This is a genomic window from Pseudomonas sp. ADPe, from assembly GCF_014843515.1.
GTDB lineage: Bacteria > Pseudomonadota > Gammaproteobacteria > Pseudomonadales > Pseudomonadaceae > Pseudomonas > Pseudomonas citronellolis.
Genome location: NZ_CP062122.1, coordinates 6357285 through 6374448 on the forward strand (window position 1 = coordinate 6357285; position 17164 = coordinate 6374448).

Sequence of the window (17164 nt, forward strand, 5' to 3'; positions counted from 1 at the left end):
ATTCTCCGCAGACACAGAGGGACCTGCAAAAGCGTTCGCTGCTTTCGCATGCACCTCAAGGCGCAATCGCGCCGGTGTTCAGGCTGTCAAACCCGGTCGCGGATGAGCCGCGACCGGCGCAGCTTAGGAACCGGCCGGTAGCGCAACAAGGGCAGAAACACGCTGCAGGAGAGTATCGGATATTTCCCGCAACGGGCACCGATGCGGAAGAAGGGAAGCAGTGTAGGAAGAAAGAACTACAGCGCCGGGCCCGCAACGACCTTGCGCATGAACACCCGCGCAAACCCGTTCTCCGTGGCCCGGTGCGTTTCGCGGTAGCCCAGCTTCGTGTAGAGGGCGATGTTCTCGGTCATCAGCTGGTTGGTGTACAGCTCGATGGCCTGGAAGCCCTGGGCCCGCGCACGTTCCTCGCAGAACGCCAGCAACGCCTTGCCGATGCCCTGGCCCTTGAACGCCGGCGCCACCGCGATGTTCTCCAGCAGCAATGCCGGCCCCTGGGGGCGCAGCACCAGCACGCCGGCGACTTCGCCATCGCAGGTGCACACGAACGCATCGGCTTCGGCGAGCACCTGCCGGTAGTCGTCGAGCATGGGCGCGGGCTTGCGGCCCATGCGCGGGATATAGGGGCTGTAGGCCTCGTCCACCAGCCGGGCGATGGCGGGTGCGTCGTCGGGAGCGGCCTGGCGGATTTCTGCTGCGTCCATTGTCTGTGCCTGGTCATGGCTGGCGGATAGGGCACTCTAGCGGATTCGCCGTTCCCCGGCTTCCCGCCGGCCATGGGCCGGCGGGGCGCAGCGGTCGCTCAGCCAAGCCGCAGACTCAGCTCGACGTCTTCGGCGAAGGGCACCGACAGGTAGCCGTTGCCGATATCGCGTACCCGCGCCAGGTATTCCGGGCTGTGGTCGGCGTTGTCGGCGACAATCAGCGCGCCGGGCCGCAGGCGGCTTTCCACCAGGGCGAGGATTTCCGGGTAGAGCGCCTTGGCGCCGTCGAGCAGCAGCAGGTCGATGCGCTGCGGCAGGTCGCGCGCCAGGGTCTGCAGGGCATCGCCCTCGCGGATCTCCACCAGGTCGGCCAGACCGGCGGCATTCAGGTTGGCCTGGGCGCGCAGCGCTTCACCTCTGAAGGCTATTGGCTGAGGGTGCTCAGACCCGCTGGTCGTTGTGCTTGGCCCGCAGCAGGAGCGGGAGCAGCCCGACTAGCTGGACATCGAACCGGCAGGCGCCTAGGACGTGGATTCATGCCTGTTCTGACAGATAACAGCTCAAAAAACATGTATAGAGTGTCGGTAGTTTCCGAAGCAGTTCCTGCCCTCTAAAACGGCGCTCTCGCCGCTCTCATACTCCGGCCGCACTGATGCTTCCGGTCTGGAGAGCCCATGCGCCTCATCCCCAATACCGCCCCCGACGCGCAGTGTGCGGAGGATCCGTATTTTGCCCAGGGGTTGGTCAGCAATGCGTTGACCCAGGGGCGGCATATGTTGAAGGGGCTGGAAGCGCTCCAACGTACGTCCCATATCGTGCGCGACGCTGACATCGTCGAAGCGGTACGCCGTGGCGAATGGCTGCTGGTGGCGGATGAGGTGGCTTCGTCCAGCGCCAGCGGCCTGTTGCCGGGGAGTGAGTCCTCGCCGCCGCGAGCCTATATCTTCGAAGACCGCTGGCCGCTACCCAAGGTGCGCGAGGACCTGGTATTCGCCAAGTCCTGCCGCCCGGACAATTGGGGCCGGACCCGGCCCGGCGTCGAAGTGGAACCCGCTTCGCGCTTCGGCAACGTCATGCTTTCCGGGGCGATGGCGTTGCCGGTTTCAGCGACCACTGCGCTCAATGCTGGCGCGGAGGCGGCTTTGGTACGCATCGCTGGCGGCGGCATCATGCAGCACGGCTTCACCTGGGCGCTACGTGGGCCGGGTGTGGCCAGCAATCCGGCCAGCCTGTTCCTCCTTGGCCTGCTGCCTACGCGCCTGGGTGACGGCGCCCTGTACACCGACAGCCGGTTGCGTGACCTGGAGCAGGTGCCGACCCGTGTACGTTTCCAGATTCGCCGCGATGCCCATGGTGGCTTGCAGGTCTATGGTATCCATGCCCATCCCGATGGCGATGACGCCGTACGTACAGTCAAGGCTATCTGGCGTGACGACCAGCGCACGATGGAGGCGCACGTCAACGGCCTGACCATTCTCTGGATTCCCAACAAGGGCTCACAGCCCATTCCACCTCTGATTCATCCGGAACATACGGGCGAGCGGATCGACAATATCCTGGTGCACCCGATTGCGACCGATACCGACTCGCAGATCGAGATATACCCGGGCAGCGAGGACATCACTACCGACGATTTCATCCTGACGTTTCCTGCCGACAGCGGGATGAAGTCGCTGTATATCGCCTACGCCATACCGCATTCGCACTACCAGCCGCCACCAGACCACCTGCTGGCCTTTCCAGCGGCGAAGGAGGCCAAGCGGAAAACGCCTATTTCAGGTGGCGGCGGCAAGAGAAAGCGCTGGAAGGATGACGAGGGCTATATCTATGAGTGGGATTCCGCTCATGGCGCGGTTGAAAAATATGACAGGAGGGGAAGGCATCTGGGAGAGTTCAACCCTGTTACCGGCGAAAAGAACAAAGATGCTGATCCAGTGCGGAGAGTAGAGCCATGAGGTACTTCCTGGAGGCTTTCGATAATGAAACCGAGTTTCTGCTGTTCAAGATTGAAGTCTCGGAGTCTTATGCAGGCGACCTGGCGAAGATAATGGGTTGGACAGAGGTTCAACACGGAATCGAAGGGTACGATCTCACTGAGCAGCAGTTGCTCGCCATTGAAGGGATTGTAGGAAGAACCCTGCGCGATCCTGGGTATACCTTTCAGTTGACTTGCAATGGGTGAGACTGCTCGGAGTTCATGAGGACGCGGTGTATCGGCGTATAACCGCGAACGGTTATACGCCCTACGCGCCGCGGGCAAAAAAATCCCCCGGCCACTCGCGCAGCTGGGGGATGAAAACGCCGGCGCAGGGGGTAACGCGCCGGACGCGGTAGGACCTTTTGCCTTACAGCCTGATCAGCACCGATTTCACCTCGGTGTAGTGCTCGATGGCGGCGGCGCCCATTTCGCGGCCCAGGCCGGACATCTTGTAGCCGCCGAAGGGCAGGGCCGGGTCCAGGGCGCTGTGGCAGTTGACCCAGACCGAGCCGGACTTGATCTTCGGGATCATCCGGTGCACCGCGCCCAGGTCGTTGGACCAGATGCTGGCGCCCAGGCCGTAGGGGCTGTCGTTGGCCAGGCGCAGGGCTTCGTCGAGGTCGTCGAAGGGCATGGCCACCAGCACCGGGCCGAAGATTTCTTCCTGCACCAGCGGGTTCTTCTGGTCGACGTCGACGATCACCGTCGGCTTGACGAAGTAGCCGGGGCCGAACTGTTCGCCGCCGCAGGCGATGGTGGCGCCTTTCTCGCGGCCCAGTTCGATGTAGTTGTGCACGCGCTGCTGCTGGCGGGCGGAGATCAGCGGGCCCATGTCCACGCTCGGGTCCAGGCCGTTGCCCAGCTTCATGCCGTTGGCGATGCCGGCGATGTCGGCCACCACGTTGTCGAAGTGCTTGCGCTGCACGTACAGCCGCGAGCCGGCGCAGCACACCTGGCCCTGGTTGAAGAAGATGGCCTGGGCGGCGCCGGCGGCGGCGCTGTTCAGGTCGGCGTCGGCGAGGACGATGGTCGGCGACTTGCCGCCCAGTTCCAGGGTCACGCGGGTCATGTTGTCCATGGCCGCCTTGCCGATTTCCTTGCCCACGGCGGTGGAGCCGGTGAAGGTCAGCTTGTCCACCAGCGGGTGATGGGTGAGGGCGGCGCCGGCGTTGACGCCGGTGCCGGTGACCACGTTGAACACGCCCGCCGGGTAGCCGGCCTCCAGGGCCAGTTCGGCCAGCTTCAGGGCGCTGAGCGGGGTTTCGTCGGCCGGCTTGAGCACCACGCTGCAGCCGGTGGCCAGCGCCGGGCCGAGTTTCCAGCAGGCCAGCAGCAGGGGGAAGTTCCAGGCGACGATGGCGCCGACCACGCCCACGGCCTCGCGGCGGATGAAGCCGTGGAAGTCGTCGTTGGGCATCAGCGGCATGGACACCTCGACGCTGGAGCCTTCGATCTTGGTGGCCCAGCCGGCCATGTAGCGCAGGAAGTCGATGCCCAGCTGCACGTCCATCACGCGCGCCACGGCGGCGCTCTTGCCGTTGTTCAGGCATTCCAGCTCGGCCAGCAGGTCGGCGTCGCGCTCCATCAGGTCGGCGAGCTTCCACAGCAGGTTCTGCCGCTCGCGCGGACGCATGCGGCTCCAGGGCGAATCGTCGAAGGCCTGGCGGGCGGCGCGCACGGCGCGGTCGACGTCGGCGGCGCTGGCGGAGGGCACCTGGCAGAGCACTTCGCCGGTGGCCGGATTGCGCAGGTCCATGAGGGCGCCATCGGCGGCACCGGTCCAATCGGCACCGATGAGCATCTTCGGCGCGCGCTGCAGGAAGGCGCGGGATTCGGGCTTGATGGGCAGGGAAGCGAGCATTGCGGTTGCCTCTTGTTGAGTTGTCCAAGCAGCTATCGCAACCGCTATGCCAAGCCGGTCAATGTCATTCAACTTATTGAATCAAAACGATTTAATCGAAAAAGAGCCGAGCAATTCCGCGCCCCGCTGTCGCAGCTTGCGACAGCCCTGAGACAGCCTCCAACGAAACAGCCCGCACGGGGCGGGCTGTTTCGCGAGGCGGGCGCGGCTCAGGCGTGGTGGATTTCGCGATCCTTGGTTTCCGGGAGGAAGAAGGTGCCGAGGATGGCCGTCATCACCGCGATGACGATGGGGTACCAGAGGCCGTAGTAGATGTCGCCAGTGGCCGCCACCATGGCGAAGGCCACGGTGGGCAGGAAGCCGCCGAACCAGCCGTTGCCGATGTGGTAGGGCAGCGACATGGAGGTGTAGCGGATGCGCGCCGGGAACAGCTCCACCAGCCAGGCGGCGATGGGGCCGTAGACCATGGTCACGTAGATCACCAGCACGGTCAGCAGCAACAGCACCGCCAGGTGGTTGGTCTTGGCCGGGTCGGCCTTCTCGGGGTAGCCGGCGTCCTTGAGCGCGGCGCTCATCTGCGCGGTGAAGGCTTCGGACTGCGCCTTGAAGTCCGCCGCGGGCAGGCTGCCGCCCTCGAAGCTGGCGATGACCTTGTCGCCGATGTGCACCTGGGCCACGGCGCCGGTTTCGGCCTTGACGTTCTCGTAGGGGATGGCCTTCTTCGCCAGCAGGCTCTTGGCCTGGTCGCAGGAGCTGGTGAATCTGGCCTTGCCCACCGGGTCGAACTGGAAGGCGCAGGCGGACGGGTCGGCGACCACGGTGACCGGGTTCTTCTCCTGGGCGGCGAACACCTCGGGGTTGCCGAACTCGGTCAGGCCCTTGAAGATCGGGAAGTAGGTCAGGGCCGCGAGGATGCAGCCGGCCATGACGATCTTCTTGCGCCCGATGCGGTCGGACAGGCTGCCGAAGAACACGAAGAAGGGCGTGCCCAGCAGCAGGGAGCCGGCGATCAGCAGGTTGGCGGTCTGCGCGTCTATCTTCAGCGTCTGCAGCAGGAAGAACAGCGCGTAGAACTGCCCGGTGTACCAGACCACGGCCTGGCCGGCGGTGCCGCCTAGCAGCGCCATGATCACCACCTTGAGGTTGTCCCAGCGGGCGAAGGACTCGGTCAGCGGCGCCTTGGACGCCTTGCCTTCTTCCTTCATGCGCTTGAACACCGGCGACTCGGAGAGTTGCAGGCGGATGTACACCGAGATGGCCAGCAGCAGAATGGAGAGCAGGAAGGGGATCCGCCAGCCCCAGTCCTCGAAGGCCTCGTTACCCAGGCCGGTGCGGCAGGCCATGATCACCAGCAGCGAGAGGAACAGGCCGAGGGTGGCGGTGGTCTGGATCCACGAGGTGAAGAAGCCACGCTTGCCCTTGGGCGCGTGCTCGGCCACGTAGGTCGCCGCGCCGCCGTACTCGCCGCCCAGCGCCAGGCCCTGCAGCAGGCGCAGGCTGATGAGGATGATCGGCGCCGCCACGCCTATGCTGGCGTAGCTGGGCAGCATGCCCACCACGGCGGTGGAGATGCCCATGATGACGATGGTGATGAGAAAGGTGTACTTGCGCCCGACCAAGTCGCCCAGGCGGCCGAACACGATGGCGCCGAAGGGGCGCACCGCGAAGCCGGCGGCGAAGGCGAGCAGGGCGAAGATGAAGGCGGTCGTCTCGTTGACCCCGGCGAAGAAGTGCTTGGCGATGATCGCCGCTAGCGAGCCGTAGAGGTAGAAGTCGTACCATTCGAAGACGGTGCCCAGGGAGGAGGCGAAGATGACCTTGCGCTCCTCCCGGGTGATGCCGTTGTGGGGTGTGTTGCCCGCGGTCGGGCTGTAGGTCTGCGCCATGTTCTTCTCCGTCTTGTTCTTGTGATGGGCCGGAGTCCTTAACCACCGTTGCCGCACTCGGGCCATGGGGTTGATGCAGCGGAACACGGATAGTCGAAGCGAGACTGCAGACAGGCTTCAGGCTGGCCCGGCAAGGCGTGCGGGCCATCTAGAAGCATAAACGCCATCTTCCAGATATCCAGCCGCGGCGGATCGGCTAGAACTAAGGGAGCTGTCTCAGGCTGCAATGGCTGTCGCGAATTGCAACGCCGCGCCGCCCCCGGCTTTGCGCCAAGCAACTGTCGCGCAAGGTGTTTTCGGCGCTGGCACACAATATGTAGAGGCCCGGATGCGCAATCCCGCGGACACAAGCGGGAGACATTCCAAGGAGGCCCGATTTGAAGAGGACGTTCACTCCGTTGCCCGTGTTGCCCGTGTTTGGCGCCCTGGTCGCTACCTGCCTGCTGCTCTGGTTCCTGCCGTTGCTGGGCAATGCCTGGCTTTGGATCGCCGCCGTGCTCATCGTCCTCGGCGCCGCGCGGCCCCGGTGGCGCTCCCTGGTCTGGCCGCTGGCCCTGGGGGCGCTGTGCGGCGCCTGCCTGGCGCTGGCCCTGCACCTGCTGGCCGACCATTTCCAGCTGCGCTACGCCTGGCTCTACAGCAGCGCCGGGCTGCCCGGCTACCTGAAGATGGCCAACCTCTGGGGCGGCGACGAGGGCACCGTGCTGCTGCTGGCGACCTTCTGCACGGGCATCGCTGCCGGCCAGGCGCGCCAGGCCGGCTGGGCCGGGCGCGGCATGGCGCTGGTGGCCGCCTGGTACGTGGCCACCGCGGCCTGGCTCGGGCCCTTTTCCGCGACGCCGGCGGACTGGCTGGCGGCGCAGCCCAGCCAGGGCATGAACGCCCACCTGCAGACCTTCTGGATGGCCTTCCACGCGCCCCTGGTGCTGGCCGCCTATGCCTGGGCCCTGGCGCCGGCCGGGGCGGCGCTGGATGCCCTGGGCGGTGGTGGCGAGGCCTACGCCGCCGTGGCCCTGCGCTATGGCCGGCGCGCCTGGCTGGTGCTCAGCTCCGGCATCGGCGCGGGCATGGCCTGGGCCATGGAGGACTTCACCTTCGGCCAGCTGTGGCACTGGGACCCGGTGCAGACCTCGGCCTTCGTGGTCTGGGCGCTGCTCGGCGCGGTGCTGCACGGCGCGCGGCGCTGGCGCCCGGACGGGGCCAACCGGCGCCTGCTGCCGCTGCTCAGCCTGCTGGCGGCGGCCATGGCCTGCGGCGCCCTGGCCGTTACCCGCAGCACGGTGCTGGCCAGCTCGCACCGTTACATAGGCACCACGTCCTGGCTGGCCCACCTGGGCCTGGCGGCGGTGCTGCTGGCCCTGGCCGGCTGGGCGACGATGCGGGCGCGGCGCACGGCGGGGCGCAAGACGCGCTCGGACTGGACCATGGACCTGGCCATCTACCTGTTCGCCGGCAGCGCATTGCTGGCCCTGGGCGCGCTACTGCAAGCGCACCTCTATGAATGGCTGGGGCTGGAGCGGCCGAGCGACCTCAAGCCGTTCTTCGAGACGCTTACCGCCTGGGCCACCACCGACGAGATGAACGGCCTGCGCCGCGCCTTCGACCAGTGGGACGTGGACGGCTACGGCCTGGTGCGCTGGCTGCTGCCGCTGCTGGGCCTGCTCGGCCTGGTCGGCGGCTACAGCTTCCTGCGCCGCAGCGGCTGGCCGAAGCTGGCGTTGCTGGCGAGCCTGGCGATGGCCGTGGCCATGCTGCTGGTGGGTTGGCACGGCGGCTGGCTGAGCGCCGGCTACAGCGGCCAGGGCATGCTTTCGCAGAACATCGTGGTGGTGCTGCCCTGGCTGGATGCGGCGCTGCTGGGCGGGGCCTTCCTGCTGGCGTCCTGCGCCTTCTGGTGCGTGCTAGCCCTGTGGCGCAGCCGGCGCCTGGGCAACCTACGCTACAGCGGCGGTGTGGCGCTGATCCATGGCGGCGCGGTGGTCGCTCTGGTCGGCGGGCTGGCGGCCACGGCGCTGAACACCTACCTGCAGGTGACCATCCCGCCCGGCGCCTCTTTCGAGCAGTGGCAGGCGCTGGCCAACGGCATGCAGTTGCGGGTGCTGCCCGACAGCACCCGGCCGGACCGCGCCGGCTACCACTCGGTGGCGCGGGTGGAGCTGCGCGAGGGCGGCCGCCAACTGGAAGGCCATGCGTTGTTCCAGGACAGCCGCGGCAACCCGCCGGCCTACCAGGGCCCGGTGCGCCAGCTGTGCGAAATCCTCGACTACCACTACGCGCGCTTCGCCTCGGACCGCGGCTACGTGCTGCACCCGTTCATCATCCGCGGCTGGCTGGGCGACCTGCAGGTGTGGGTGCCGGCCTCGCCGCGGCTTATGGGGCAGAAGGGCGAGGCCATCGAGAGCCTGGTGGTGATCCGCAGCTACCCGCTGCTGTCGTTCGTCTGGCTGGGGCTGGCCTGCATGCTGCTCGGCGCCTTGCTGCTGCCCGGCGCGGGCGTATCGCGCAAGCGCGTCCATACTGCATCCCAGGCGCGCCTCGATGGCCTGTCTCAGAGTTAGACAGCAATCGCGAAATTAGACGCGCCAACTTGTCGCAGGGTGGCCCGGAAAGCCGTCGAAAGCCTGATTCGACGGGGCTTCCAGGGTAGTGGCACACAACCTGCTAAACAGCTGGAGAGCTAGACGGAACCAGCTGTTCGCCCAGCGGTGGGCACAGAACAATTTCAACAAGAAACACCGAGGAGGCCTGATCTTGAAGATGACACGACTTCGGCACTACCTGGGCGCCGGAGCCCTGGCCACGCTGGCCATGGCGCTACAGCAACCGGCCCATGCCGCCGATGGCCAGACCATCATCAACGCCAAGTGCATGGCGTGCCACACCCCTGAGGGCAACAATTCCCTGAGCCGCATCAGCCACCAGCGCAAGACGCCGGAGGGCTGGCTGATGAGCATCGCGCGGATGCAGGTGATGTACGGCCTGAAGATCAGCGATGAGGATCGCCGCGCGGTGGTCAAGTTCCTCGCCGACAAGCAGGGCCTGGCGCCCAGCGAGACCGACGGCGTGCGCTACGCCCTGGAGCGCCGGTTGAACACCGTCGAGCACTTCGATAGCAACTTCGAGCAGATGTGCGCCCGCTGCCACTCGGCCGCGCGCATCGCCCTGCAGGGCCGCCCGGCGGCGGAATGGGAGAAGCTGGTGAACTTCCACCTGGGCCGCTGGCCGTCGCTGGAATACCAGGCGCTGTCCCGCGACCGCGACTGGTTCGACCTGGCGAAGAAGGAGATGGTCCCCGAGCTGGCCAAGCGCTACCCGCTGGACAGCAAGGCCTGGAGCGACTGGCAGAAGAACCGGCCCAAGGCCGAGTCCCTGGCCGGGGAGTGGAGCTTCGCCGGGCACATGCCGGGCAAGGGCGACGTGGCCGGCACCATGAGCGTTTCCGGCGGCGCGGACGACCAGTTCAAGGTCAGCGTCAAGGGCCGGTACGCCGACGGCACGCCGTTCGACGGTGAGGGCAGCGCGGTGCTGTACAACGGCTACGAGTGGCGCGGCAACGTGAAGGTCGGCGACGTGACCCTGCGCCAGGTGTTCGCGGCGCTCAAGGGCCAGATGCAGGGCCGCATGTTCGACAAGGCCCATGACGAGCGCGGCCTGGACTTCGTCGCCGCGCAGAAGGGCACCAGCCACGTGCTGGGCGTGCAGCCGGCGTTCCTCAAGGCCGGCAGCGAGGCCGAGGTGAGCGTCATCGGCAGCGGTCTGAAGGGCAAGCCGTCGTTCGGCAAGGGCGTGGAGGTGGTCTCCGTGGTGTCGGAAACCCCCGAGCGCGTGACCGTGAAGGTCAAGGCCGACGCCTCGGCCGCCGCCGGCGAGCGTGAAGTCAGCGTCGGCAGTGCCAAGGGCGGCAGCCTGGCGGTCTACCAGGACATAGCCGAGGTCAAGGTGGTGCCGGAGTTCTCCGTCTCGCGCATCGGCGGCAACGGCGGTTCCACGCCCAAGGTGCAGGGTAGCTTCGACGCCGAGGCCTGGGGCAAGGGCGCCGACGGCAAGCCGTTCCGCATCGGCGTGTTCCCGGCCAAGTGGTCGGTGGAGCCCTTCGACGACCGCGCCAAGGAAGACCAGGACGTCAAGTTCGCCGGTGTGATGGACGCCGATACCGGCATCTTCACCCCGGGCGACGCCGGCCCCAACCCCGAGCGCAAGATGATGACCAACAACGCCGGCAACCTGAAGGTGATCGCCGCCGTGGACGACGCCGGCAAGACGCACCAGGGCGAAGGCCACATGATCGTCACCGTGCAGCGCTGGAACAACCCGCCCATTCCGTGATCCGGGGTGGGATGAACTGAACGCATGAACCCCCGCCCGCGGGCGGGGCGTACCAAGCAAGTTCCGGGAGGTCGCCATGGGCGCCATCTTGAATCTGGTCGAACGCAACCTGCACGAAGTGCGGGTGGACGCCGACCGCCTGTTGTTCCACATCCCCAGCTCCTCGCTGTTCGCCAGCGACGAGCTGACCGGCGGGATCATCGATGCCCTGCGCGGGCACGCCTGCTCGCCGGACGAGCTGACGCAGCGCCTGGCCGGGCGCTTCGAGGCCAACGAGATCGACGAGACCCTGCGCGAGCTGATCGCGCTGGAGCTGGTCAGCGACGGCTCGCCGCTGACGCCTGAAATTGGCATCAAGAAAGTTGACCGCACGGCGCTCAACACCGTGGTGCTGAACGTCAACACCGGCTGCAACCTCAGCTGCACCTACTGCTACAAGGAAGACCTGGACAAGCCCTCGGCCGGCAAGAAGATGGGCGCGGAAACCGCCGAAGCCTCGGTGGAGATGCTGCTCAAGGAATCGCCCGATGAGAAGCGCTACACCGTGGTGTTCTTCGGCGGCGAGCCGCTGTCCAACCGGCCGCTGATCGAGCACATGGTGGCCTACTGCGAGCGCCGCTTCGGCGAGCTGGGCAAGCAGGTGGAGTTCGTCATGACCACCAACGCCACGCTGCTCACCGAGGAGATCGTCGACTGGCTGAACGCCCACCGCTTCGGTCTTTCCGTCAGCATCGACGGGCCCAAGACGGTGCACGACCGCAACCGCATCACCGTGGGCGGGCAGGGCACCTACGACGTGGTGCGGCGCAAGGCCGACATGCTGCTGTCGCGCTACACCAGCCGCCCGGTGGGCGCGCGGGTGACCCTGACCACCGGCGTCACCGACGTCGAGACCATCTGGAACCACCTGTTCAACGAGATGGGCTTCGCCGAGGTCGGCTTCGCCCCGGTGACCTCGGGCGACATCAGCAGCTACAACCTCACCACCGACGAGCTGCAGCAGGTGTTCGCCAACATGAAGGCCCTGGGCCGCCGCTACCTGGCGGAGGCGCTGGAGGGGCGCAACATCGGCTTCTCCAACCTGCACCAGCTGATCACCGACATCCACGAGGGGCAGAAGAAGGCCCTGCCGTGCGGCGCCGGGCTGAAGATGCTGGCGGTGGACCACAAGGGCGAGCTGAACCTGTGCCACCGCTTCACCGGCTCGTCGCTGCCGACCTTCGGCAACGTGCATAACGGGGTGAAGCAGGCCGAGCTGAACGAGTTCCTCTCCCAGCGCCTGGACCGCACCGACACCGGCTGCGCCAGCTGCCGCATCCGCAACCTGTGTTCCGGCGGCTGCTACCACGAGAGCTACGCGCGCTACGGCGACCCGGCGCACCCCACCTACCACTACTGCGAACTGATGAGGGACTGGGTGGACTTCGGCATCGAGGTCTACAGCCGGATCATGGCTTCGAACCCCAGCTTCATCGACCGCCACATCACTCCGCGGAAGGCGCACTGACATGAAACATCTCAAAGCGATCAACAACAAGGCGCAGCAGCTGGAGCAGGCCGCCGCCGAGGACCGCATCGAGGACGTGGTGGCGATGAACTCGGTCGCCGGCTGCGCCTCCACCACCGACCCGGGCTGGGAGATCGACGTGTTCGGCGGGGTTTCCTCACTGTGCCAGCCGATGGAGGCCGACCTCTACGGCTGCTCCGACCCCTGCTGGTGGCCGGCCCAGGTGCCGGACATGATGAGCACCTACCCCGACTGGAACAAGGACGCGCAGGCCTCCGCGGAGAACTGGCGCAACCTCGGCACCGTATTCCCGGACGACAAATGAGCGGACAGAAGAACAAGAGGAAGCACTGCATGTCCAGAAAAGCATTCGCCGCCGTCCTCGGTGGCCTCTCGCTGGCCTGCGCGCTGCACGCCGCAGCCGCCGCCAACGAGGACAAGGCCCTGGAAAGTGGCCACGAGTACCTGGTGTCCACCAACTACCCGAACAACCTGCACGTCATCGACATGCAGACCGACAAGCTCTACAAGACCTGCACCATTCCCGGCGCCTATGGCCCGGGCATGATCCAGCTGTCGCCCGACCGCAAGATCGCCTACGTGCTGAGCAATCACTACGCGGACATCTACGGCCTGCAGCTGGACGACTGCAAGCCGGTGTTCCACGCCACCATCGCGCAGAAGCCGGGCGAGAACGCGCGCTCGATGTTCTCCATGACCGTCAGCCACGACGGCAAGGAGGTCTACGCCATCGCCAACCCGACGCTGATCCTCGCCGAGCACTACGAGGTGCAGCAGCCGCGCCTGCAGGTCTACGCCGCCGACGGCGGCATGGACGCCAAGCCGATCCGCACCTTCCCGGCGCCGCGCCAGTTGACCATCATGCAGACCGGCGACGACGGCACCCTGTACGTGGCCGGCCCGGACATCTACAAGGTGGACGTGAAGACCGGCAAGTTCGACGTGCTGATCCCCAGCCGCAACTGGAAGCGCCCGAACTACTCGCCGCCGGACGTGCTCTACGTGTGGAACCAGCAGACCTACCCGCGCGATTTCTCGCTGCTGTACACCACCGCTAAGTTCAAGGACGCCAAGCAGGACCCGGCCACCGCCGACTACCTGTACGGCTTCTTCAACATCGACCTGGCCACCGGCAAGACCGAGACCGTGGACTTCGGCCCGGTCACCGAGGTGTACTTCAGCGGCATCCGCTCGCCGAAGGACCGCAACGTGATCTACGGCGTGCTCAACCGCCTGGTCAAGTACGACATCAAGGCGCAGAAGGTGGAGAAGGCGGCCAACCTCGACCACTCCTACTACTGCCTGAGCGCCAACAAGGCCGGCACCAAGCTGTACCTGACCGGCACCCTGAACGACGTGGCGATCTTCGACGCCGACAGCCTGGAGCGCATCGGCGACCTGAAGCTGCCCGGCGGCGACATGGCGATCACCACCAGCCAGGCTTTCATCCGCTGAAAACGCCGGGCGCCGCCTGCTGGCGGCGCCCGGTCGGGCTTTTTTTCAGGCGCCGGGGTCGACGACTTCCGGCTCCGCTTCCTCCGCGCTCAGGTAGCGTTGTGCGCCGCAATGGCTGCAGCGCTGATGAAGCATCAGCACCTCGCCCACGCGGGTGGGCACGCCCTCGCTCCAGCGGCAGCCCAGGAAAAAGCAACGTAATCGCATGAGACCTCCCGTCGGGAATGGCTCCCGAGCGCAGAACAGGCAGCGTGGGTTCGGATCGTCCCGGCTTGTTCTTGTCTGACGACGGTCGCGGCCAGCATCCGCCCGGCGCTCTAGAATGGGCAATCTAATCGCCGCAGGGCCCGCGGGACGGGGCTGCGCGGCCTTGTCGCTCCAACTGGCGTCACCTTTTCGGTCGATTGACCCGCCGGGGCATATCCCTAGCATCCGGGGTGGCGGCGGTTCCGCACCCGGTGCGGACGCCAGGTTTCGAACGATGGGGGCCACGAGGGCCCGGGGTGAAGCAATGAGCAAGAACAAGAACGGCCGCGCGCTGGTGACCGGCGCCTCCGCCGGCATAGGAGCGGCCTACGCCCAGCGCCTGGCGTCGCGGGGCCACGACCTGCTGCTGGTGGCCCGCGACCGCGAGCGCCTGATGGCCCTGGCCGCCTGCCTGCAGGCCGAGTACGGGGTGGACGTCGACATCCTGCCGGCGGACCTGACCGAGCCGAAGGAGCGCGCCCGGGTGGAAGCCCGCCTGGCCACGGACGCTGACATCGACATGCTGGTGAACAATGCCGGGATGGCGGTCAAGGGCAGCATGGTGGAGGCGGGGCTGGACCAACTGGAACAGATGATCACCCTCAACGTGCTGGCCTCGGCGCGCCTGGCCGGCTGCGCGGCCAAGGCCTTCGCCGCGAAGGGGCGGGGCACCATCGTCAACCTCACCTCGATCCTGGCCCTGGCGCCGGAGCAGTTCAACGGCGTGTACAGCGGCACCAAGGCCTTCCTGCTCAACCTGAGCATCTCCATGCAGCAGGAACTGGCGCCCCTGGGCGTGCGCGTACAGGCGGTGCTGCCGGGCGCCACCCGCACGGAAATCTGGGACCGCTCGGGCACCGACGTGCCGGAAGACATCCTCATGGAAGTCGGCCACATGGTCGACGCCGCCCTGGCCGGCCTGGCCCAGGGCGAGGTCATCACCATCCCGGCATTGCCCGACATGCAGGACTTCGAAGCCTACACCCGCGCCCGGCAGAACCTGGCGCCGCTGCTCTCCGGGCGCTTCCCGGCGGAGCGGTATGGGGTGCGGGTGGATTGAGCCGGGGCATTCCGGAGCGCGCGGCTTTTCGTAGGAGCGAGCTTGCTCGCGAACGGTGTTTTGCCTGGAGTTGCGGGTGCGGGGCTTGAGAACGCCCTCTCCCTAACCCTCTCCCTGAAGGGAGAGGGGACCGTTCGGAGTGCGCTGATATTTCTGCGTTAGCCGGCTTGTACCGAGTTGCCGGCTGGCACCAAATCCTTTCTCGGCACGGACAAGCCCCCTCTCCCTTCAGGGAGAGGGTTGGGGAGAGGGAGCGGAGTCAACCCGAGGCGCCAACGCTGCCGGCGAATCCCCCTGTAGGAGCGCGCCCTGCGCGCGAAATCGCGGGCAGGGCCCGCTCCTACACCGGCCGAGAACACCGCGTTTCCCGTAGGAGCGGACCTTGTCCGCGATAGCCGGACATATCGGCGCGGTTCGCGGATGAGATCCGCTCCTACAGTTCGCCTGCAACATCGCGCTTGAGATAACGCCGGGTGCTTTCCAGAATGCGCCCGGACAACGCCGGATCGGCCACGCTGCGCGACAGCAGCAGTGCACCGACCAGCGTCGCCAGGGTCGCCACCGCCTGGTCCGGATCATGGCCCTCGGGCAGAACCTTCTCCAGACGCTCCAGACGCTCGGCGAGGGCCTGGTCGGTAGTCGGGCTGGGCTTGCCGCGGGCGCCCAGCTCGGCGCTCAGGGTGGGGAAGGGGCAGCCGCGCTCGGGGTGGTCGCGGTGCTGCTCGGAGAGGTAGTCGTCGATGAAGTTCGCCAGCGCGTCCGGCCCGCCGAAGGTCCTGCCGGCCACTTCGGCGAGCTGCTCGAAGGCCGCCTGCAGGGCGATTTCCACCAGCTCTTCCTTGGACTTGAAGTGCGCATAGAAGCCGCCGTGGGTCAGCCCCAGGGCCTTCATCAGCGTCTGCAGGCCGGTGGCTTCCACACCCTCGCTGCGGAAGCGCCGCGAGGCTTCGTCGATGATGCGCTGGCGCGTCTGGGCCTTGTGGTCTTCGGGGTAGCGCATGGACGTGTTCCCGGGCTGAATGACATGTCGGTCGTCATTCTAACCCCCAGGACCGATCCTGCGTCGTAGGACTTCAGACCAGGCTATCGGGATCGCCGACGAACATGCTGATGCGCGAGCGCAGCCAGCGTTCGGCCGGGTCGTTGTCCTGGGCGCCGCGCCAGACCAGCGACAGCTCCGCCGGGCGCGGGGTGAAGGGCGGGTCCTCGGCGCGCAGGCCGCCGGCGGCGGTCAGCGCCAGGGCCGCGTAGTCCGGGACGGTGGCGATCAGGTCGGTGCCGGCGAGTAGCGCCCCCAGTCCGTTGAACTGCGGCACCGCCAGCACCACCTGGCGCTTGCGCTCGAGGGTCGCCAGCTGTTCGTCGACGAAGCCTTCCAGGTCGCCGGCGTAGGACACCATGGCGTGGGGCCGGGTGCAGTAGTCGTCCAGGCTCAGCGGGCCGGGCACCGAGTCGGCGCGCAGCACCTTCCATTTGCTGCGGCGCAGGGTCTTGCGCTTGGCATTGGCTGGCAGCTCGTCGGTGTAGCTGACGCCCGCGGAAATCTCGCCGGAGGCCAGCAGCTGCGGCATCAGCAGGTAGTTGGCGCGGCGCACCACCAGGACGATGCCCGGCGCCTCGGAGCGCAACCGGCGCAGCAGCGCCGGCAGCAGGCCGAACTCGACATCGTCGGACAGGCCGATGCGGAACACCGACTTGCTGGTGGCCGGGTCGAAGTCGGCGGCGCGGCTCAGCGCGGTGGAAATGGAGTCCAGCGCTGGCGACAGGTGGCCGAAGATCTCCTGGGCCCGCGCGGTAGGCTCCATGCTGCGGCCGGTGCGGACGAACAGCGGGTCGTCGAACAGGTTGCGCAGGCGCGCCAGGGCCGCGCTGATCGCCGGCTGGCCGAGGAACAGCTTCTCGGCGGCGCGGGTCACGCTGCGCTCGTGCATCAGCGTTTCGAAGACGATCAACAGGTTGAGGTCAACCTTGCGGAGGTCGTTGCGGTTCATGGGGGCTCCCTGACGATGGGGGAAAAGTGAAGCGCGGCGCGTCTGGCGTCAAGGTCTGACGGATAAGTCCTTGATCATTTTCCGCATTCTTCCTTAGCAAGACGCTTCATTGCCGTTATCCTTCCCTAC

General features: G+C 66.8%; 14 protein-coding genes and 1 pseudogene. 8 read left to right on the top strand and 7 right to left on the bottom strand.

The window, feature by feature from the left end:
• Nucleotides 1-236: 236 nt before the first annotated feature.
• Both IG194_RS28780 and IG194_RS28785 read right to left on the bottom strand, forming a co-directional pair.
• Nucleotides 237-704, bottom strand: coding sequence for a GNAT family N-acetyltransferase (locus IG194_RS28780; protein ID WP_058489524.1), 468 nt, complete (start codon nucleotides 702-704; stop codon nucleotides 237-239).
• 98 nt (nucleotides 705-802) lie between these two features.
• Nucleotides 803-1117, bottom strand: a pseudogene (locus IG194_RS28785) (O-methyltransferase); the annotation flags it as partial.
• 261 nt (nucleotides 1118-1378) lie between these two features.
• On the opposite strand from IG194_RS28785, the gene IG194_RS28790 reads away from it, so the two are divergent.
• Both IG194_RS28790 and IG194_RS28795 read left to right on the top strand, forming a co-directional pair.
• Nucleotides 1379-2659: a colicin E3/pyocin S6 family cytotoxin gene (locus IG194_RS28790; RefSeq protein ID WP_082996285.1), complete on the top strand. Its 1281-nt coding sequence runs from the start codon at nucleotides 1379-1381 to the stop codon at nucleotides 2657-2659.
• On the top strand, nucleotides 2656-2886 hold the full coding sequence (locus IG194_RS28795; protein ID WP_009620352.1) for a hypothetical protein: 231 nt from the start codon (nucleotides 2656-2658) through the stop codon (nucleotides 2884-2886). The genes IG194_RS28790 and IG194_RS28795 overlap by 4 nt, the downstream gene beginning before the upstream one ends.
• A 163-nt stretch (nucleotides 2887-3049) precedes the next feature.
• On the opposite strand, the gene IG194_RS28800 is transcribed toward IG194_RS28795, so the two are convergent.
• The gene (locus IG194_RS28800) at nucleotides 3050-4543 is read right to left on the bottom strand and encodes an aldehyde dehydrogenase family protein (RefSeq protein ID WP_058489525.1); all 1494 of its coding nucleotides are present in this window, start codon (nucleotides 4541-4543) and stop codon (nucleotides 3050-3052) included.
• Between the two features lie 209 nt (nucleotides 4544-4752).
• Complete coding sequence (locus tag IG194_RS28805; RefSeq protein WP_009620356.1) at nucleotides 4753-6429, bottom strand: MFS transporter; 1677 nt, start codon at nucleotides 6427-6429, stop codon at nucleotides 4753-4755.
• 404 nt (nucleotides 6430-6833) lie between these two features.
• Here IG194_RS28805 and ccsA point away from each other — a divergent pair, with 404 nt between their 5' ends.
• From ccsA to peaD, 5 genes are all read left to right on the top strand, one after another.
• Nucleotides 6834-8987 (top strand): cytochrome c biogenesis protein CcsA, encoded by a 2154-nt coding sequence (gene ccsA / locus IG194_RS28810; RefSeq protein WP_225617243.1) that lies wholly within the window; start codon nucleotides 6834-6836, stop codon nucleotides 8985-8987.
• A gap of 250 nt (nucleotides 8988-9237) precedes the next feature.
• Nucleotides 9238-10755, top strand: a complete 1518-nt coding sequence (peaA, locus tag IG194_RS28815; protein ID WP_412536108.1) for a quinohemoprotein amine dehydrogenase subunit alpha — start codon at nucleotides 9238-9240, stop codon at nucleotides 10753-10755.
• 76 nt (nucleotides 10756-10831) lie between these two features.
• Nucleotides 10832-12262 (top strand): quinohemoprotein amine dehydrogenase maturation protein, encoded by a 1431-nt coding sequence (gene peaB, locus IG194_RS28820; protein WP_043314846.1) that lies wholly within the window; start codon nucleotides 10832-10834, stop codon nucleotides 12260-12262.
• 1 nt (nucleotide 12263) lies between these two features.
• Complete coding sequence (qhpC, locus tag IG194_RS28825; RefSeq protein WP_009620363.1) at nucleotides 12264-12587, top strand: quinohemoprotein amine dehydrogenase subunit gamma; 324 nt, start codon at nucleotides 12264-12266, stop codon at nucleotides 12585-12587.
• A gap of 29 nt (nucleotides 12588-12616) precedes the next feature.
• Nucleotides 12617-13738: a quinohemoprotein amine dehydrogenase subunit beta gene (gene peaD / locus IG194_RS28830; RefSeq protein WP_043272641.1), complete on the top strand. Its 1122-nt coding sequence runs from the start codon at nucleotides 12617-12619 to the stop codon at nucleotides 13736-13738.
• A gap of 45 nt (nucleotides 13739-13783) precedes the next feature.
• On the opposite strand, the gene IG194_RS28835 is transcribed toward peaD, so the two are convergent.
• A complete protein-coding gene (locus IG194_RS28835) occupies nucleotides 13784-13945 on the bottom strand; it encodes a PSPA7_2676 family Cys-rich small protein (RefSeq protein ID WP_009620367.1) in 162 nt (53 codons plus the stop codon).
• A 304-nt stretch (nucleotides 13946-14249) separates the two neighbouring features.
• On the opposite strand from IG194_RS28835, the gene IG194_RS28840 reads away from it, so the two are divergent.
• Entirely contained in the window at nucleotides 14250-15044 is a 795-nt protein-coding gene (locus tag IG194_RS28840; protein WP_058489527.1) for an SDR family NAD(P)-dependent oxidoreductase, read from the top strand.
• 433 nt (nucleotides 15045-15477) lie between these two features.
• Here IG194_RS28840 and IG194_RS28845 read toward each other — a convergent pair whose 3' ends face one another.
• A complete protein-coding gene (locus tag IG194_RS28845) occupies nucleotides 15478-16044 on the bottom strand; it encodes a TetR/AcrR family transcriptional regulator (RefSeq protein WP_058489528.1) in 567 nt (188 codons plus the stop codon).
• A 73-nt stretch (nucleotides 16045-16117) separates the two neighbouring features.
• A complete protein-coding gene (locus IG194_RS28850; RefSeq protein ID WP_009620382.1) occupies nucleotides 16118-17035 on the bottom strand; it encodes a LysR family transcriptional regulator in 918 nt (305 codons plus the stop codon).
• Nucleotides 17036-17164: the final 129 nt, after the last annotated feature.